Source organism: Luteimonas sp. A649 (genome assembly GCF_054072735.1).
The window spans coordinates 266169-282600 of record NZ_JBSVRQ010000002.1; the positions used below are offsets into that span (position 1 = coordinate 266169).

17 protein-coding genes and 1 pseudogene are annotated in these 16432 nt (G+C 69.0%); 8 read left to right on the plus strand and 10 right to left on the minus strand.

Going from position 1 to position 16432, the window contains the following annotated elements:
* Positions 1-11 precede the first annotated feature (11 nt).
* The 3 genes from ACW5E8_RS10715 to ACW5E8_RS10725 form a co-directional block, all read right to left on the minus strand.
* A complete protein-coding gene (locus ACW5E8_RS10715) occupies positions 12-308 on the minus strand; it encodes a hypothetical protein (RefSeq protein WP_456965515.1) in 297 nt (98 codons plus the stop codon).
* A gap of 150 nt (positions 309-458) precedes the next feature.
* Positions 459-1541: a glycerophosphodiester phosphodiesterase gene (locus ACW5E8_RS10720; RefSeq protein WP_456965740.1), complete on the minus strand. Its 1083-nt coding sequence runs from the start codon at positions 1539-1541 to the stop codon at positions 459-461.
* 121 nt (positions 1542-1662) lie between these two features.
* Positions 1663-2169, minus strand: coding sequence for a hotdog fold domain-containing protein (locus tag ACW5E8_RS10725; protein WP_456965516.1), 507 nt, complete (start codon positions 2167-2169; stop codon positions 1663-1665).
* A gap of 166 nt (positions 2170-2335) precedes the next feature.
* On the opposite strand from ACW5E8_RS10725, the pseudogene ACW5E8_RS10730 reads away from it, so the two are divergent.
* Positions 2336-2713, plus strand: a pseudogene (locus ACW5E8_RS10730) (endonuclease/exonuclease/phosphatase family protein); the annotation flags it as partial.
* A 44-nt stretch (positions 2714-2757) separates the two neighbouring features.
* Entirely contained in the window at positions 2758-3045 is a 288-nt protein-coding gene (locus ACW5E8_RS10735) for a hypothetical protein (RefSeq protein ID WP_456965517.1), read from the plus strand.
* A gap of 6 nt (positions 3046-3051) precedes the next feature.
* On the opposite strand, the gene ACW5E8_RS10740 is transcribed toward ACW5E8_RS10735, so the two are convergent.
* Positions 3052-4653 (minus strand): SDR family NAD(P)-dependent oxidoreductase, encoded by a 1602-nt coding sequence (locus tag ACW5E8_RS10740; protein WP_456965518.1) that lies wholly within the window; start codon positions 4651-4653, stop codon positions 3052-3054.
* 154 nt (positions 4654-4807) lie between these two features.
* On the opposite strand from ACW5E8_RS10740, the gene ACW5E8_RS10745 reads away from it, so the two are divergent.
* From ACW5E8_RS10745 to ACW5E8_RS10770, 6 genes are read left to right on the plus strand one after another with little or no spacing between them, the layout of a single operon-like run.
* A complete protein-coding gene (locus ACW5E8_RS10745) occupies positions 4808-5362 on the plus strand; it encodes a DUF6630 family protein (RefSeq protein ID WP_456965519.1) in 555 nt (184 codons plus the stop codon).
* Positions 5363-5409: 47 nt separating this feature from the next.
* A complete protein-coding gene (locus ACW5E8_RS10750; protein WP_456965520.1) occupies positions 5410-6438 on the plus strand; it encodes an ABC transporter substrate-binding protein in 1029 nt (342 codons plus the stop codon).
* Complete coding sequence (locus tag ACW5E8_RS10755; protein WP_456965521.1) at positions 6435-7049, plus strand: SCO family protein; 615 nt, start codon at positions 6435-6437, stop codon at positions 7047-7049. Before ACW5E8_RS10750 ends, ACW5E8_RS10755 begins: the two co-directional genes overlap by 4 nt.
* Positions 7050-7086: 37 nt before the next feature.
* Positions 7087-7542, plus strand: a complete 456-nt coding sequence (locus ACW5E8_RS10760) for a cupredoxin domain-containing protein (protein ID WP_456965522.1) — start codon at positions 7087-7089, stop codon at positions 7540-7542.
* Positions 7539-8294 (plus strand): ABC transporter permease, encoded by a 756-nt coding sequence (locus ACW5E8_RS10765; RefSeq protein WP_456965523.1) that lies wholly within the window; start codon positions 7539-7541, stop codon positions 8292-8294. The genes ACW5E8_RS10760 and ACW5E8_RS10765 overlap by 4 nt, the downstream gene beginning before the upstream one ends.
* Entirely contained in the window at positions 8284-9054 is a 771-nt protein-coding gene (locus ACW5E8_RS10770; protein ID WP_456965524.1) for an ABC transporter ATP-binding protein, read from the plus strand. The genes ACW5E8_RS10765 and ACW5E8_RS10770 overlap by 11 nt, the downstream gene beginning before the upstream one ends.
* A gap of 349 nt (positions 9055-9403) precedes the next feature.
* Here ACW5E8_RS10770 and ACW5E8_RS10775 read toward each other — a convergent pair whose 3' ends face one another.
* From ACW5E8_RS10775 to ACW5E8_RS10800, 6 genes are all read right to left on the minus strand, one after another.
* On the minus strand, positions 9404-10816 hold the full coding sequence (locus ACW5E8_RS10775) for a hypothetical protein (protein WP_456965525.1): 1413 nt from the start codon (positions 10814-10816) through the stop codon (positions 9404-9406).
* A 69-nt stretch (positions 10817-10885) separates the two neighbouring features.
* Complete coding sequence (locus ACW5E8_RS10780; protein WP_456965526.1) at positions 10886-11548, minus strand: DUF4124 domain-containing protein; 663 nt, start codon at positions 11546-11548, stop codon at positions 10886-10888.
* On the minus strand, positions 11548-12291 hold the full coding sequence (locus tag ACW5E8_RS10785) for a DUF4124 domain-containing protein (protein ID WP_456965741.1): 744 nt from the start codon (positions 12289-12291) through the stop codon (positions 11548-11550). Before ACW5E8_RS10785 ends, ACW5E8_RS10780 begins: the two co-directional genes overlap by 1 nt.
* Before the next feature lie 110 nt (positions 12292-12401).
* Positions 12402-13049, minus strand: a complete 648-nt coding sequence (locus tag ACW5E8_RS10790; RefSeq protein WP_456965527.1) for a DUF1579 domain-containing protein — start codon at positions 13047-13049, stop codon at positions 12402-12404.
* A gap of 97 nt (positions 13050-13146) precedes the next feature.
* Positions 13147-13710: a Sua5/YciO/YrdC/YwlC family protein gene (locus ACW5E8_RS10795; RefSeq protein WP_456965528.1), complete on the minus strand. Its 564-nt coding sequence runs from the start codon at positions 13708-13710 to the stop codon at positions 13147-13149.
* A gap of 94 nt (positions 13711-13804) precedes the next feature.
* Positions 13805-16324 (minus strand): DNA topoisomerase I, encoded by a 2520-nt coding sequence (locus tag ACW5E8_RS10800; RefSeq protein WP_456965529.1) that lies wholly within the window; start codon positions 16322-16324, stop codon positions 13805-13807.
* Positions 16325-16432: the final 108 nt, after the last annotated feature.

The window sequence follows — 16432 nt, forward strand, 5'->3', positions numbered from 1 at the left end:
CGGCGCGCCGGTCAGGGTTCGTCGATCGCTTCCAGGATGATGCCGCGCTCGGCCAGCACCTTCGCGGCCTCCTTGTCACCGGCGACCCGGTGCTTCAGCGACCGGCAGCGCTCGATGCCGGCCAGGGTGAGGCGGTAGTCGCCGTCGTCGTCGTCGACCAGGCCGGCTTCGACGAGCCGTTCGAGCATGTCGTCCGCGCGCGAATCAAGGCGCTGGCCCTGGTCGATCCTGATCAGGCATTCGAGGAGGTCCAGCTCCTGCTGGCCGATATCCCCGACGTTCATCGCGTAGCGTTTGTCACTTGCCATGGGCGTGTTCTCGAGTGCCCGGAGAAAGGCGATTCTAGGCCTGTCGGGCGGATCAACGCCAATCCGCGAGCTCATGTAGCTGCCTGGTGTGGGAGCGGCTATAGCCGCGATCCATTGCGCCGATCGCGGCTATAGCCGCTCCCACAGCTCCTACGGGGCTGGCTGGTCCTCTGCCGGCTGCCTGTCCACAGCCCGCCGGCCGATCGCGACATCGTCGGTGAAGAAGCCGTCGATGCCGGCATCGAGCAGGGCGCGGATGTGAGCGATGGCCCCGTCGTCGCTGCGGCTGCGCGGATCTTCGCCCTGCCACAGGCTTCGCGGCAGGAAGTGGTTCTCTGGGCGGAACGTGTAGGGCATGACCTGCAGTCCGGCGGCGTGCGCGGCGCCGACCAGCGGCGTGGCCTGGCCCAGGCGCCCGTCGTCATCCACCGGGATGACGTAGCCCAGGTGCGGTCCGAGGATGTCGGCGTAGGTGGCGATCCCGCGCAGGCCGTCGACGGTGAGCATCTCGAGATAGGTCGGGCCGCCGGCCGCGGCAAGATCGGCGGGTGCCGAGTCCGGCGCGCCGAGCAGCTGCAGCAGGCGGATGTTGTTCCTGTCCTTGCCGAGTTTCCCGCGCAGCGCGCGCAGGTTGCCCACTTCGAACGACTGGATCACCACCGGCGCGCTGCGGGTGTAGGGATGCGCGGCCAGCGCGTCGAGCAGGCGATCTTCCAGCGCCAGTCCGCGCGCGCGGAAGTGGGTGGAGTGCTTGAGCTCGGGGATCAGCCCGATCACGCGGCCGCGCGCCGCGGACTCGCGCACCACGAGAGCGACGATCTCTGCGAACGTCGGTACCGGGTACAGGCCATCGTGCGCGGTACTGCGCAGCTGTGGGATGCGCTCGCGGGCACGCAGCGTGCGCAATTCCTCGAGGCTGAAGTCCTCCACGAACCAGCCCTCGATCGCCTGGCCGTCGACGTCGCGCGTGGTCTTGCGGTCGGCGAAGGCGGGGTGTGCGGCAACATCGGTTGTGCCGCCGATCTCGTTCTCGTGCCGCGCCACCAGCACGCCGTCGCGGGTGGCGACGAGGTCGGGCTCGATATAGTCCGCACCTTCCTCGATTGCGCGTGCGTAGGCGGCGAGCGTGTGTTCGGGCAGCGCCGCGCTCGCGCCGCGGTGAGCGATCACCAGCGCCTTCGCGGCAGGCGATGGCGGGTCCTTGAGAAGTGTCTCGGCGGCGTGTACGGGCATGGTGGCCAGGGCGAAGGCGAGAGCGATCCAACGGATCATGGCGGACTCCAGCGGCGGGATGCCAACGTGCATCATCAGCGCTGGGATTGACACCGGGATGACGCGCCGCCGGCGTTCGCGTTCACGCTTGCGATTGCGCACGCGGCCGCGGCGAGACCCACATCGCGATGCTGGCGCGGAACACGGTGTCGCCGCCGGCGTTGCGCACATCCACCACCACCGGCAGTTCGTACCCCTCGGTGCCGGACGTGATCAGCGCGGCCGGCTGGGCCACGGCATGCATCGTGCCCACGGCCTTCTTCACGTATTCGACCGTCATGCCCTTCGGGATCCAGCGCATGTCGGGCGGCAGGCTGGCCTCCAGCATGACGCCGCCAGCCAGTTCGGCCAGGTTGCACAGGGCGATGGCGTGCACGCTGCCGATATGGTTGTGCACGCGGCGGCGGTCCGGGATCGCGACCTCGCAGCGGCCCTGGGCGACCATGAGAAACCGCGGCGCAATGGTCCCGAAATAGGGCGCACGGAAACAGACGGCGCGTGCGAACAGCCACCGGCCCATGGGCAGGCGTGACATGCGCTCGAACAGGGCGACCAGGCGCGAACGGTGGGTCGGGGACACTTGGGTCATGACAGACCTGCTCGGTGGCGGGAGATGCGCTCGCCAGCGGCGGCGCCGTCGAGGTCACTACACCGCAGTTTCAACCATGTGGGCGCCAATGGCATCGCACCTCCCGCCTCGTTGACTCCCGCATCATCCGCGCCAGCGATACTCGGAACGCGGACCCGGGCACGCGGTGAGAGGGCGACACGCGCGATTGCCGCACCTGGTGGCGTGGCTGGACAAGGAGCAGCCCGACATCGTCGCCCTGCAGGAGCTGAAGGCGGTGGACGAGGCCTTCCCCGCCGCCGAGCTTGAAGCGGCCGGCTACGGGGCGATCTGGCAAGGCCAGCGGGCCTGGAACGGCGTGGCCCTGCTCGCGCGCGGCGCGGTGCCGGTGGAAAGCCGCCGCGGGCTGCCGGGGGATCCCGGGGATACGCAGAGCCGCTACATCGAAGCCGCCATCCACGGCGTCATCGTCGCCGGCATCTACCTGCCCAACGGCAATCCGCAGCTGGGGCCGAAGTTCGACTACAAGCTCAAGTGGATGCAGCGCCTGCGGCGCCATGCTGCACACCGGGCATCGGGTACGACGTGCCTTGGCGCGAAGTCGAAGCCATGCTGCTGATGGCGGTGGCGCGCACCGAAGGGCTCATGGCGGAGCCGAAGCCCTTCGTGCTGCAGGTATCGCTTGGGGACTTCGCGGCCAACTACGAGGTCAATGCCTATTGCGACGATGCGCTGCGCATGCTGTTGCTGTACTCCGCGCTGCACGCGAGCATCCAGGACGTGTTCAACGAGCACGGCGTACAGATCATGTCGCCCGCGTACACGCAGCTTCTGCCGGCGCCTTCGGCGGACCAGGCGGCGTCGAAGCCGGAGCCCGTGGCTCGCCCGGCGAGCTGAGTTTTGCTACCAGTCCGTCGGCTTGTAATCCTTCAGGAACTGTCCCCAGACATGCTCGCCTGTGTTCAGCCCGGCGATGATCGGGTCGACGATGCGCGCGGCGCCATCGACGATGTCGAGCGGTGGGTGGAAGCGCTCCTCGATCGTCTTGCGCGCGGCGATCTCCACCGGATCCTCGTCGGTCACCCAGCCGGTATCGACGGAATTCATGTGGATGCCGTCGCCGTGGTAATCGGCGGCCGAGGTGCGCGTCATCATGTTGAGCGCGGCCTTGGCCATGTTGGTGTGCGGGTGCCGGGTGGTCTTGAAATTGCGGTAGAACTGCCCCTCGACTGCCGACACGTTGACGATGTGGCGGTCGCGCGTCGGCGCGCTGCCGTCCGGTGTGCGCAGCATCAGTGGCTTCAGGCGCGCATTGATCAGGAACGGCGCGATCGCGTTGACCAGCTGCACTTCAAGCAGCTCCACCGACGGCACTTCGTCCATCAGCAGGCGCCAGGAGTTGCGGCCGCGCAGGTCGACCTGCTGCAGGTCCTGGTCAAGCCTGCCTTCCGGGAACAGGTGCGACTGGCCGAGCAGCTCTTCGGCCAGCAGCGGCACCTGCGACAGCTCGGCGGCGCGGGTGAGGCCGGCGGCGGCTTCGTGGCGCAGGTCGCGTCCGGCGAGCGCGGTCTTGTCGCCTTCGGGCAGGAGCGCGTCGGCGCGCAGGCCTTCGTAGCGGCCGAGCAGGCGCTGCAGGTGTTCGGGCGCGTCGCGCAGGGCCGCGGTTTCCGCCGCCATCATGTGGGTGTAGAAGCCCGGCGGGCGGCGCACCGTCTGGCAGGCGTTGTTGATGATGAAATCGAGGCGGTCGTGGGTGGCGAGCAGCTCGCTGCAGAACGCTTCCACGCTCGGCGTGTGGCGCAGGTCGAGGCCGAAGATCTCCAGGCGGTCGTGCCAGTCGGCGAAGTCCGGCTCCTGCGCGTAACGCGCGGCGGAGTCGCGCGGGAAGCGCGTGGTCACGATCAGCCGCGCGCCGCAGCGCAGCAGCTTCAGACCGGCCTGGTAACCGATCTTGACCCGGCCGCCGGTCAGCAGCGCGACGCGACCGGTGAGGTCGGTGAGCTCGGTGCGCTTGGCGAAGTTGAACTCCGCGCACTCGGGGCACAGCTGGTCGTAGAAATGGTGGATGCGCGTGTACTTCTGCTTGCACACGTAGCAGTGCTGCGGCTCGAGTGCCTCGTGGTGCGGCGGCACGTCGGCGTCGAGGTCGTGGGGCGTGAAACCGGTGGGCGGGAAATAGTTGGGCGTGGTGAACACCGGCTGCCGGCGCAGGGTGCGGATGCCGGTGGCGTCGAGAATCGCGTCGTCGCGCTCGTTCCTGGCCTGCACGCGGCTGCGCTTCTCCTGCTTGCGGCGCTGGCGACGGGTCACGGCGTCGATCGGCGCGCCAAGCGCGGCCGCGGCGCGGTGCAGGCGCTCGCGCGTGGCGTCGTCGAGGTCGGCGAGCAGCGCATGGTCGGCCGCGACGGCTTCAAGGGTGTCGGTGGCCTGCTTCAGGCGCTGCTCGAAGCAATCGCCGGACAGGTCGGGGCGGGCCGCAGGGGCGGCCGGGGGAGGCGTGGTCATCCACATAGTTTGAGGGCTTGGGGCCGCGAGCGACAGCGCGCCCGGCGCCGGGCACCGTGTGGGCGCCCGCGGACGGACGCCGGGGCGGCCATCTGCACCTGCGCCTGCACCGCCGCGCCGTATCCTGTGCACCCCAGCCGCCGACCACGCCGACATGCACACCCCAGACTCTGAATTCGACCCCGACGACAACTTCAGCGGCATGGATCCGGAATCCGCGATCGACGAAGAGGCCGGCACCGAGGCACTGGTCTGGCAGCTCCTGCTGCGCATCAATCCCGGTGACGAGGAGACCGCGCTGCGGCAGTTCGATGCCTACCGCGAGGCCACCGTGGATGCCGGCGACGAAGAGTTCGAGCCGGCCTGGGTGCTGAAGGACATCATCGACTGGACGTCCGGCTTCCAGGTCCATGACGATGACGCCGCCGCGTTCATCGAAAGCATCACCGAGCTTGTCGCGCGCTGGAACCTCGAGCTCGACTGGGGCGTCGACGATCCCACCGACGACGAGTTCCTGGACAAGGCCAGCGTCCACGACCTGCTCAAGGTCGCCCATGACGCCCTGCGGGCCTACGGCTACACCCTGTGGACCTGGGACACCGGCACCGACACCATCGCGGGCTGGATCACCCTGAGCCGCGACGACGAAGCCATGCGCGTGATCGCGCCGGAGCTGGGCATCACCCTGCGCACCGGCGGCCAGGCCTAGCGGGCCGCCCGCTACAATCCGCCACGCCCCCGCCCGAACGGCCTTCGATGACGAATGCGCTCCAGTTCCAGCGCCGCCAGGTGCTCAAGGCCATGATGGCCGCGGCCGTGCCCGGCGTGCTGGCGTCGTGCGCCGGTGGCGGATCGTCAGACGCCCTGGTGGTCGGCGGACTGCCGGTGACCTGCAACCTCACCCTGCCGGTCGCCTGCGTGGCGCACGCGAAGGCAATGCAGGCGTCCGGCATGCCGCGGACCGCGATCGAGTTCAGCAAGTTCAGCGGCTGGCCGGAGGTCAAGGAGTCACTGATGACCGGGCGGATCCAGGCCGCCTACATGCTGGCGCCGCTGGTGATGGACCTGGCCGACAGCAACATCCCGGTGAAGATCGTGTCGCTCGGGCACCGCTCGGGCGCGGTGATCATGGTGCGCACGGACTCCCCGTACCGCACGTTCCGGGAGCTTGCCGGCAAGCAGATCGCCATTCCCAGCCGTTTTGCCGTGGATTTCCTGTTCCTGCGCAAGATGCTCGAACAGGAGGGGATGACGCCCGACGACATCCGCATCGTCGAGATGCCGCCGCCGGACATGCCCGCTGCGCTGTACGCGGACGCGGTCGATGCCTATTGCACGGGGGAGCCCTTCGGCGCCGCCGCGCAGCATGCAGGCTACGGACGCCCGCTGCGCATGACGCGCGACGAATGGCGCAACTACATCTGCTGCGTGCTGGCGGTGCGCGAAGAGCTGATCGAGTCGAACCGGCCGCTGGTGCAGGAGCTGGTGGACTACGTCCAGGCGGCGGGTGTCTGGCTCGACCAGGACCAGGCGAATCGCGAGAAGGCGGTGGAGATCGCCGCGCGACGCGAGTACTTCAACCAGGACCCGTCCATCATCCGCTTCGTGATGGAGAATCCGACCGACCGGGTGACCTATGGCGACCTGCGCATGATCCGCAGTGAATTCGAAGAGTTGATGCAGTTGTCCATCGAAGCCGGCACCATCAAGCATCCGATCGCCTATGAGACGTACATGGACGAAAGCTTTTCACGGGCCACGCGCCCGGTGGCGATCGAGGTATGAGCCGCGTGGGCGATCTGTCGAAGTGGCTGCGGAAGCCCATGCTCGGCTGCGCGGCGATCGTCGCGCTGGCGTGCACGGCATTCGCCGGCGCGGCCGATGCCGCGGTGCTCAAGGCCGGCGCGTTCGAGCCGCCCGCCGCGGCGCCCGGACTCGACCTGGCGGCCTCGAACGGCGGCACGCTTTCGCTTGCGGACTACCGCGGCCGCGTCGTGCTCATCGCCTTCGGGTTCACCGCGTGCCCGGAGGTCTGCCCGACCACGCTTGCCGTGCTGGCGCAGGCCAGGAAGCGGCTTGGGCCGCAGGGGAAGGACGTGCAGGTGGTCTTCGTCACCGTCGACCCGGAGCGTGACGACGCGGAGCGCATGCGTGGCTATCTGCGCGCCTTCGATCCCGGTTTCGTCGGCGGTACCGGCACCCCGGCGCAGCTGGCCGCCGTGCGGGCGCGCTACGGCGTCATGGCCCAGCGCCAGGCCGTGGGCGACAGCTACACGGTCGGCCATTCGTCTTCGGTGTACCTCGTCGATCGCGAGGGCCTGCTGCGCGGGATGATGCCGTACGGCCGCCCGGCGGGGGACTTCGTCCACGATGTTCGCGCGCTGCTTGCCGAATGACGCGTCCGCCACCGGCCCCGCGCGCCGGGGTGTCGCCATGAGCCGCGGCGTGCGACGGGCCGCGGCGCTGGGCGTGGCGGCGGTGCTCGCATCGGCCGTCGCGTGGGCGGCGTTCGCGCCGGTGGCCGGGCCGCCGACCCGGGAGAAGGCCTTCATCATTCCCGAGGGCACCTGGGAACGCAGGATGGCCGGAGAGGAGCTGGACATCCTGCCGCAGCGCATCCGGCTCACCCTTGGCGTCAACGACGTGCTGCGCTTGGAGAACCGGGACACCGTGCCGCAGACCTTCGGGCCGGCGCTGCTGATGCCCGGGCAGACGTTCCGCCTGCCCTTCGACCGCGCCTCCGAATACCAGTTCGCCTGTACCGCGCACTCGAACGGCCAGATGGACGTCATCGTCGACCCGTTCCCGGCGACGCCCTGGGCGCGGCTGCGCTGGCGGCTGCACCAGGCCGCCGACCGGCTCGGCACGCAAAGGCATCAACCGACATGAGGTTGCGACAGTCGCTGCCCGGCGTCGTCGTCATCGTGCTGCTGCTGGCCGCGTGGTGGGCCACGGTGGCCTGGACGCACAGCGTGATCTTCCCGACGCCGTGGAAGGTGATGTCGGGCACCCTCGAGCTGGTGCGCGACGGCACCCTGTGGTGGCACATCGCCGCTTCGCTCGGCCGCGTCGGCGCCGGTTTCGCGCTGGCTGTCGCCGTGGGCGTGCCGCTGGGGCTGTGGATGGGCTGGAAGCGCGGGGCCCACGACGCGCTCAATCCGCTGTTCCAGATCCTGCGGCCGATTTCCCCGATTGCCTGGATCCCGATCTCCATCCTGTGGTTCGGCATCGGCAACGCGTCGCCGATCTACCTGATCTTCATTTCGTCGGTGTTCCCGCTGGTGCTGCAGACCGTCGCCGGCGTGCATACGATCGAGAAGCGCTACCTGCGCGCCGCCGAAAACTTCGGCGTATCGAGGCGGAAGCTGTTCGCCCAGGTCGTGATCCCGGCGACGCTGCCGCAGGTCATCGTCGGCATGCGCATCGGCCTGGGCGTGGCCTGGCTGGTGGTGGTCGCGGCGGAGATGATCGCGCTGCGTTCCGGCCTGGGCTACCTGATCATGGATTCGCGCAACGCCGGCAACCGCTATGACCTGGTGATCGCCGCGATGATCATCATCGGCCTGATCGGCCTGCTGCTGGATGGACTGATGCGCCAGCTGGAAGAAGCGAAGATCGTGCGGTGGCGCTATGCCCACTAAGATCTGCGTATCGGGGCTGCGGAAAAGCTTCGCGACCGACACCGGCCGGCTGCCGGTGGTCGACGACGTCACCCTGCAGGTGGCCGACGGCGAATTCATCGCGATCGTGGGGCCGTCGGGCTGCGGCAAGTCCACCTTGATGCGGATGATCGCGGGCTTCATCCCCGCCGACGAAGGACACGTCGAGATCGATGGCGTCGTGCAGCAGCGGCCCGGCCCTCAGGGCATCCTCATCTCGCAGCACGGCTCCGTGTTCCCGTGGCTGACGGTGCGGCAGAACCTCATGTTCGGGCTGGGTGACGCGCTCGGCGGCGTGGAGAAGGCCGCCATCGCGGACCACTACGCACGTATCGTCGGCCTGGAAGGATTCGAGGGCAGCTATCCGCATGAGCTTTCGGGCGGCATGCTCAAGCGGGTCGAGATCGCGCGCGCGCTCGCGGTGAAGCCGGCGGTCCTGTACATGGACGAGCCGTTCTCGGCGCTGGACGCGCTGACCAGCCTGCGCATGCGCAACGAACTGCTGAAGATCCTCGCGCAGGAGCGGCATACCGCGCTGCTGATCACGCACGACGTGGAGGAGGCGATCCATCTTGCCGATCGCGTGCTGGTGCTGTCGCCGCGGCCGACCCGGATCCAGGCGACCTTCGAAGTGGACCTGCCGCATCCGCGCAGGCTGACCAGTCCCGAGGTGCAGGAGCTGCGGACGGCGATCCTGCGGGAGCTCGGCGTGCCAGCGGGGGAAGAGGGCGACGGGGCCTGATCGGGCATTGACGTCCGCCTCATGCGGGCAGCCCCAAGTTCGCGGGTTGGGTGAAGGTGCTGTCGGAGTTCATCGACCATCACGCGGAGAGGAGGAGAAGGAGATGTTCGCCTCCGCGCGTGAACTGTTCACGCCGCAGGAGCTGGCTGAGTTCGACGAACAGTACGAGGAATGAAGGACATCGTTCGTTGCAGCCGGTGTCACCGCCCACGCCAGGATCAAGACCGGGCTGAAGTCGGTGATGCGCAATCCGAAGGCGCCGGGTTAGGCGTCGCCGCCCGATCCGGGCCATCGATGCGCGCTCCTGCAGCGGGTGCGTAACCCCGTGCAGGAGCGCGCGGCCCTGGCGTCAGGGCACCTGCTTTGCGCTCACAGTGTGCGGCGTCCCGCTGCTGCCATCGGCGCGGATCTCCACCACCGAGACAACGACGTCCACGTCGGGAGCGTTCTCCATCTCGCGGATGGTCGGCAGCGTCACCGCCCTGATCCTCCAGGTACCGTCGGCGTTCGTCTTGGCCGTGAAGGTGCCCAGGTCGTCTCCGGCGCCACTGCGCGGCGGAACAGGCTTGCCGCCGGGTCGCGAGCGCGAGGCGATCGTGCGCTTCACGTTGATGCGGAGGTTGCTACCCGGTGCCGCCGTGCCGCTGACCTCCATGAGGCCGCTGACGCGGCTGCCTGCTGCAGGCGCGGTGACCGTGGCTACAGGGCGCGTCAACACCTCCCTGGTTTCCGCGATCCTTGCTTCGTCACGCGCGCTCATCGTGACGCCCGCCGGAATCTGCGCATCCACCGATGCCCTGGCGGCTTCCTGCGGCGTCGGCGCGCGCTTGGTGGGAACCTCCACCGGCACGTCGCGGATGGTCGCGTTCGACGCCAGCGAGTCGCTTTCCCGATGGATCTCCGTCGCCGTGATGCGATTCCGGGCGTTCACGTAGTTGTCCCGTGTCCGGCCGCTTGCTGCCCGTGCCTGCCACGCTCCGTTGCTGCCGACGGTGACCGTGGTGCTGGCGCTGTTGCTCTTGAGCTCATAGCCCGGGCGGGTATCCAGGGCGTACAAGAGCTCGGTGGCCACCCGCACGCGGTTGCCCGGCGTACCCGTGCCATTGATGACGAACTGCTTGTCGGCGGGAAGGATCGTGCTCGAGGTCGGTGTCTGGATCACCGGTGCCGGCGGCGCGGTCGGCAGCGGTTCGGGCTGCGACTGCGGGAACACCTCAACGACCGTCGCCGCGGATGGGTCCTTGATGATGTGATGCTGCTCGGGTCGTCTGTCCCAGTGTAGGACCGCGGAGATTTCGTAGCGCACATCCTCCCAGCCCCGCTGCATCCTCGGCAGGTCAAAGGTCGCCTGCCACTGGCCGTTGGACACCGTGGCTCCCTTGGTGAGGTGCTGCCCCCCATCGATGCGTCTGCCATTGCGGACATGGAACACGCGCACCGTGACCGTTGCCTTGGTGAACGAGGGCGCGCCACCCCGCACCGTGACCTTGGACGGATCCGCCAGCCGCGAGCCGGCCGCGGGTGACGTCACTGTGGGCGCGGGCGGCACACTCGCAGTGTTGCTATTGGTGTTGGCGAGCGCGGTGGGCGCGGCTACCAGCAACGCCAGCAACGCGGTCAACGCACGGAACCGGAAGCAGCGTGTCGACTTCGGCTGTTCACTCATGTTTTGTTTTCCTGCTGGGCATGATGAAAGCCTTAAGACGACCGATGGCGGCGCGAACGGACATTGGCCGTCACCGGTCCCTGGACCGGCAGCCATGTCGTCTGCACGTATTCGTGGCCCGCACGCCCCGGGCGGAGGTGCGCCTGCCCCGTTGGAATGCGCGCGTCAGCGCTGCCCCGGGATGCCGCAGCTGGTGTCGGACAGGATCGTCGCCACGCGTGCGAACTCCTCCTGCAGTGGCGCCTTGCCGTCGCCGCGCGCGTAGCGCCAGCTCGACTCGATCTCCCGGCTGCGCTGGCGCCAGCCGTCGCAGGCCTCGCCGTCTGGAATGCGTTCGCAGCGGTCGTACTGCCATTCACAGGCAGCGCCCGCGGCGAGGGCCGGATCGCCGTTGATGCCGACCGTCTGCATCGCGACGCAGCGCGGCTTGGGCTCGGCGTCTTCGCTGATGTAGCGATCATTGCCGGGCGTGTGGCAACGGAAGATCGGTGGTGGCGGCAGGCGGTCCGCATCGGTGATGCGCGCGGGCCGTGGGGCGTCGGGACGATCGGGCGCGGCAGGCGTGGCCTCGGGTTCGGGCTCAGGAACCGGTGCCTGCGGTGGTGGCGCCTGCGGAACGTAGACGGGCATGGGTGGCGGTGGCTGGACCACGCTGCGCTCCTGCCGGCTGCCGGCAGGGCAGGGTTCGTCGTTCTGCACGGTGAGCGCACCGCTGGCGTCGGTGCAGCGGTAGATCACGACCTGCGGCGTGGCGGCGATGGGGGTGGCGAACGCAGCGGCGGCGAGCAGTGCCGCCAGGCCCAGGCGGCATCGGGTGGATCGGAGCATCAATACGTCCTGCAGTCGCGGTCGATGCGGGCGTTGAGCCCGCGCTCTTCGATGCGCAGGGTATCGCGCTCGCGCTGTTGGGCGTTGAAGAAACGGCGGCGGAGGTCTTCGCGCCGGTCGCGCAGGCGGGAACAGGTCTCGGCCTGGGGCAACACGTGGCATGCGTCGCGCTCCCAGCTGCCGGCGCCGCCCGGCCAACCGTAGCCGCCATGGGGCGGGCGCGGGCGGGGACCGACGCTGCCCGGGTCGGGACGAGGTGGATCGGGTGGAATGCTGATGCGGCTGACCGGCGGTGCGCTCAGGCCACTCCCTGCAGGGGTCGTCTGGCCACGGCTGCCGATGTCGCCGCGGCCGCCGGGACGCCCGGGCCGCCCGCCATGCCCGGGATGTCCGGCGCCGATGCCACCGACGGGCCAACCCTCGGTCCACCGCGGCACCCATCGGGGTTCGCCGTCACCGCTGTCGCTCTGGTAGGTGCCGCCGTCCGGGCGCACGCATTCGTACAGCGGCTGCGGCGGCTGGGCGACCACGTAGCGCACTTCGGGTTTGGCGGACGCGGGTGTCGCGGCCGGCGCGGACATGACCGGCGCCGGCGTGCCGTCCACCGGCCGGGCCATGCTGCGTGTCTCCTGGCGGTCGCCGTCGGCGCAGGGCAGGTTGCCGATGCTCACCGTGCCGCTCGCGTCGACGCAGCGGTAGATGGTGACGTCATCCTGCGCACTGAGCGGCGCGGCCACCGGCACGGACAAGACAGCCAGGAGACCGGAGATTGCGACTATGGAGCGGGCACGGCGCACGCGGCCATCTTGCGCTGAAGCTGTTGCCGATGAAAGCCGGTTGCGTCCGACGACGCTCATTTCACCCGCGTGTACTCCAGCTGCATCGTGCGCACCTCCTTGCCGTCCTTGGGCTCGAACATCTCCATCACGTGATGATCGGCGTCGACGACACGGACGGTCTCGCGCACCGGGATCATGGTGCCCGGGTGCATCGGGTCGGCCATCTCCCCGGTAAACGTGTACGTGCGGGTGGCCTCGTCGTAGTCGCCATCGGTGAGCATGTGCGAGGTCGACATGTTGTCGGTCCAGCTCGACGTGTAGCGCTCGCGGACGTTGTCGTAGCCGCTCATGCCCGTGCCTTCGAACGGCGCACCCATGAACGTGCCCTTGAAGTCCTGGCGCAGCTGGCGGCCGCCGAGCACCGGGCTGATGGTGGCGGTGCCGCGCTGGCTGACCGGTGGCGCGTCAGGCTCCATCCAGATCGACATGGCGACGTCCCAACTGCCAGCGAAGTGTTCGGCGAGCTGCGCGTGCTCGGCCCCGGGGGTCGCGGCCCTTGTCCAGGCGTCCATCATCGCCTGCTGCTCGGCCGACATGGTTCCCTGCCGGGCCTGGGCGGTTCCCGTCTGCGGCGCGGGCTCCGCGGCCAGGGCGATCGGCATGGCGCAGGCCAGCGCGATGGCCAGGCAACGGCGGGCGTGGATGCGGGTGGCGGTGTTCATGAGCGCTCCTCCCTTGGTCCGGCGGATGCCGGCGGTCGGATCGTATGCCCGCGCGTGCCCCGCCGCATGTCGCGCTGCGGCAGCCGGTCGCCCGGCCTCAGTCGCGCAGCCCGGCGCCGCTGCGGGCGTCGCGGATCGGGGTCGGGCGGTCGAGTCCGCCGGTCTCTCCGGCCAGCACCGCATCCACTGCGTCGAACAGCGCCGCGTCGGCCTGCGCCAGCGTGCGCGGCGGCGGGGCGCCGGCCGGGTTGGCGCTTGTCGACACCAGCACGCCGCCGAAGGCGCGACAGAGTTCGACCACCAACGGGTGCGCGCTGACGCGGACCGCGATCCCGGCATGTTCACCGGTGATCCATCGCGGCACCTGCGCGGTCGCAGGCACGACCCAGGTGTGCGGGCCAGGCCAGGACGCCAGGACTTCATCACGCCCCGCGTCCGACAGCGACTTCCAGTCGACAAGGCCTTCAAGCTGGCCCACGTCGGCGGCGATCAGGATCAGGCCTTTGCCGACCTCGCGCCGCTTGAGCGACAGCAGCCGCATGACTGCGGCCTCATCGAAGGGATCGCAGCCCAGGCCCCAGACCGCCTCGGTCGGATACGCGATGACGCCGCCGTGGCGGACGGCGACGACGGCGGCTTCAACGTGTGGTGACGGCTTCATCGGGCAAGCGGGCTCACGGCGCGACGTGGCGCGGACCGACCGGCCCGCGCCGACAGCTTATCCCGCGTCCATGCGCCCGGACCCGGATGCGCGATCAGAACGGAGCGTCGTCGGACAGCTCCGCTTTCCTGGCCACGGTTCTCTTGGCCGGCGCCTTCTTTGCAGCGGTCTTCTTGGCGACCTTCTTGGTCGCGGTCTTCTTGGTGGCTGTCTTCTTCGCAGCCTTCTTGGCCGGCGCCTTCTTGGTTGCGGCCTTCTTCACCGCAGCCTTCTTCGCCGGCACCTTCTTCGCCGCCGCCTTCTTGCCGAAGCCCTTGCGCATCGGCTTGCCGGTGTCTTCCATCAGCGTGATGACTTCCTCGAGCGTCAGCGACGCGGGCTCGCGATCCTTCGGGATCTTGCCGTTGAGCTTGCCGTCGCTCAGGTATGGGCCATAGCGGCCGTTGAGCACCTGGATGTCGCTGCCGTCGAATTCCTTGATGATCCGGTTGCGCGCGATCTCTTCCTTCTCTTCGATCAGGAACACCGCGCGCTCGAGGTCGATCGTGTACGGATCGTCTTCTTTCTTCAGCGACGCATACACGCTGCCACGCTTGGCGAACGGCCCGAAGCGGCCGACGCCCACGCTGACTTCCTCACCCTTGTCTTCGCCCAGCTTGCGCGGCAGGCGGAAGAGGTCGATGGCCTGTTCCAGCGTGATGGTGTGCATGCTCTGGCCGGGACGCAGCGACGCGAAACGCGGCTTCTCTTCTTCGTCCTCGGCGGTGCTGCCAATCGCCGCGTACGGCCCGTAGCGGCCCAGGCGCACGCTGACCGGCTTGCCGGACTTGGGATCCGTGCCCAGCTCGCGGGCGCCGGTGGCCTGGCTGCGGTCGACGCTCTCGGTCTTCTCGTCCACCAGTTCCTTGAACGGGCCCCAGAACTTCTCCATCAACGGCACCCATTCCTCTTCGCCGCGGCTGACCGCGTCGAGCTCGTCCTCGAGCTTGGCGGTGAAGTCGTAGTCGACGTAGCGGGTGAAGTGCCCGCTGAGGAAGTTGGACACCGCGCGGCCGACGTCGCTGGGGCGGAAGGCGCGGCCTTCCATCTCGACGTACTTGCGGAACTGCAGGGTCTGGATGATCGAGGCGTAGGTCGACGGGCGGCCGATGCCGTATTCCTCGAGCGTCTTCACCAGCGACGCTTCGGTGAAGCGCGGCGGCGGCTGGGTGAAGTGCTGGTCGGCGTGGATGCGATCGACCGGAATGCGATCGCCCAGCTTCATCGCCGGCAGCTTGCGGCCTTCGTCCTCGTCGTCCTTGCCCTTGTTGTCCTTGCCTTCTTCGTAGACGGCCAGGAAGCCGGGGTCGACGACGGTGGTGCCGCTGGCGCGGAAGCCATGCTCGCTGCCGGCGGCGAGATCCACCGACACGGTATTGAGGATCGCCGGCACCATCTGCGAGGCCACCGCGCGCTTCCACACCAGTTCGTACAGGCGACGCTCGTCGTCGGAGAGGAAGCGGGCAACCTGCGCCGGCGTGCGCAGCGCCGAGGTCGGGCGCACGGCCTCATGGGCCTCCTGCGCGTTCTTCGACTTGGTCTGGTAGAAATTCGGCTTGTCGGGCAGCGCCCTGGTGCCGAAATCACGCGCGATCACGTCGCGGATCTCGCCCAGCGCCTCGGTCGACAGGCTGACGGAGTCGGTACGCATGTAGCTGATCAGGCCGACGGTGCCTTCGTCGCCGATGGCCACGCCTTCGTACAGCTTCTGCGCCACCTGCATGGTGCGGCGCGTGGTGAACCCGAGCTTGCGCGAGGCCTCCTGCTGCAGCGTGGACGTGGTGAACGGCGGCGCCGGGCGGCGCTTGCGCTCCTTGCTGGCGACGTCGGTGACATGCAGCGCGCCTTGTGCCGCGGCCACGATGCGGCTGCGTGCGTCCTCGGCGGTGTCGCCCTCGGTGATGGTGAACTGCTCGAACTTCTTGCCGTCGAGCTTGGTGAGCTTGGCGCTGAATGCCTGTGTCGGGTGCGCGCACTCGGCCTCGATGGTCCAGTACTCGCGGGCGATGAAGGCTTCGATCTCCTCCTCGCGCTCGACGATCATGCGCAGCGCCGGCGACTGCACGCGGCCGGCGGACAGCCCGCGCTGCACCTTGCGCCACAGCACCGGCGACAGGTTGAAGCCGACCAGGTAGTCCAGCGCGCGCCGCGCCTGCTGGGCGTCGACCAGGTCGCCGGCGATCGCGCGCGGCTTCAGCATCGCTTCCTTGATCGCCCGCGGGGTGATCTCGGTGAACACCACCCGGTGCAGCTCCTTGCCCTCGAGCAGGCCGCGCTCGCGCAGGATCTCGGCGATGTGCCAGCTGATGGCCTCGCCCTCGCGGTCCGGGTCGGTCGCGAGGTAGATGCCTTCGGCGGACTTGGCCGCCTTGGCGATCGCCTCGACGTGCTTCTCGTTCTTTTCGATCAGGTCGTAGCGCATCCGGAAGCCGTCCGCCGGATCGACCGCACCCTCCTTGGGGATCAGGTCGCGCACGTGGCCGTAGCTGGCGAGGACGTGGAAGTCCTTGCCGAGGTACTTGTTGATCGTCTTGGCCTTGGCGGGCGACTCGACGATGAGGAGATGCTTGGCCATTGCGGCTGGGGCTCCGGGGACGGCGGACGCCGCGCCTTGGTGGGGTATGTGTAGACGGCAACGCCCGGGACGGAGGCCCCGGGCGCGCGACGGACGCTCTTTATAGTG

What these genes read in the sequence shown, in the direction of transcription:
- ACW5E8_RS10790 (WP_456965527.1), bottom strand. Translation starts at nt 13,049, where the DNA reads ATGAACACCGCCACCCGCATCCACGCCCGCCGTTGCCTGGCCATCGCG.
- ACW5E8_RS10770 (WP_456965524.1), top strand. Translation starts at nt 8,284, where the DNA reads ATGCCCACTAAGATCTGCGTATCGGGGCTGCGGAAAAGCTTCGCGACC.
- ACW5E8_RS10720 (WP_456965740.1), bottom strand. Translation starts at nt 1,541, where the DNA reads ATGCCCGTACACGCCGCCGAGACACTTCTCAAGGACCCGCCATCGCCT.
- ACW5E8_RS10780 (WP_456965526.1), bottom strand. Translation starts at nt 11,548, where the DNA reads ATGCTCCGATCCACCCGATGCCGCCTGGGCCTGGCGGCACTGCTCGCC.
- ACW5E8_RS10800 (WP_456965529.1), bottom strand. Translation starts at nt 16,324, where the DNA reads ATGGCCAAGCATCTCCTCATCGTCGAGTCGCCCGCCAAGGCCAAGACG.
- ACW5E8_RS10740 (WP_456965518.1), bottom strand. Translation starts at nt 4,653, where the DNA reads ATGACCACGCCTCCCCCGGCCGCCCCTGCGGCCCGCCCCGACCTGTCC.
- ACW5E8_RS10760 (WP_456965522.1), top strand. Translation starts at nt 7,087, where the DNA reads ATGAGCCGCGGCGTGCGACGGGCCGCGGCGCTGGGCGTGGCGGCGGTG.
- ACW5E8_RS10725 (WP_456965516.1), bottom strand. Translation starts at nt 2,169, where the DNA reads ATGACCCAAGTGTCCCCGACCCACCGTTCGCGCCTGGTCGCCCTGTTC.
- ACW5E8_RS10795 (WP_456965528.1), bottom strand. Translation starts at nt 13,710, where the DNA reads ATGAAGCCGTCACCACACGTTGAAGCCGCCGTCGTCGCCGTCCGCCAC.
- ACW5E8_RS10745 (WP_456965519.1), top strand. Translation starts at nt 4,808, where the DNA reads ATGCACACCCCAGACTCTGAATTCGACCCCGACGACAACTTCAGCGGC.
- ACW5E8_RS10755 (WP_456965521.1), top strand. Translation starts at nt 6,435, where the DNA reads ATGAGCCGCGTGGGCGATCTGTCGAAGTGGCTGCGGAAGCCCATGCTC.
- ACW5E8_RS10775 (WP_456965525.1), bottom strand. Translation starts at nt 10,816, where the DNA reads ATGGCTGCCGGTCCAGGGACCGGTGACGGCCAATGTCCGTTCGCGCCG.
- ACW5E8_RS10765 (WP_456965523.1), top strand. Translation starts at nt 7,539, where the DNA reads ATGAGGTTGCGACAGTCGCTGCCCGGCGTCGTCGTCATCGTGCTGCTG.
- ACW5E8_RS10715 (WP_456965515.1), bottom strand. Translation starts at nt 308, where the DNA reads ATGGCAAGTGACAAACGCTACGCGATGAACGTCGGGGATATCGGCCAG.
- ACW5E8_RS10750 (WP_456965520.1), top strand. Translation starts at nt 5,410, where the DNA reads ATGACGAATGCGCTCCAGTTCCAGCGCCGCCAGGTGCTCAAGGCCATG.
- ACW5E8_RS10735 (WP_456965517.1), top strand. Translation starts at nt 2,758, where the DNA reads ATGCTGCTGATGGCGGTGGCGCGCACCGAAGGGCTCATGGCGGAGCCG.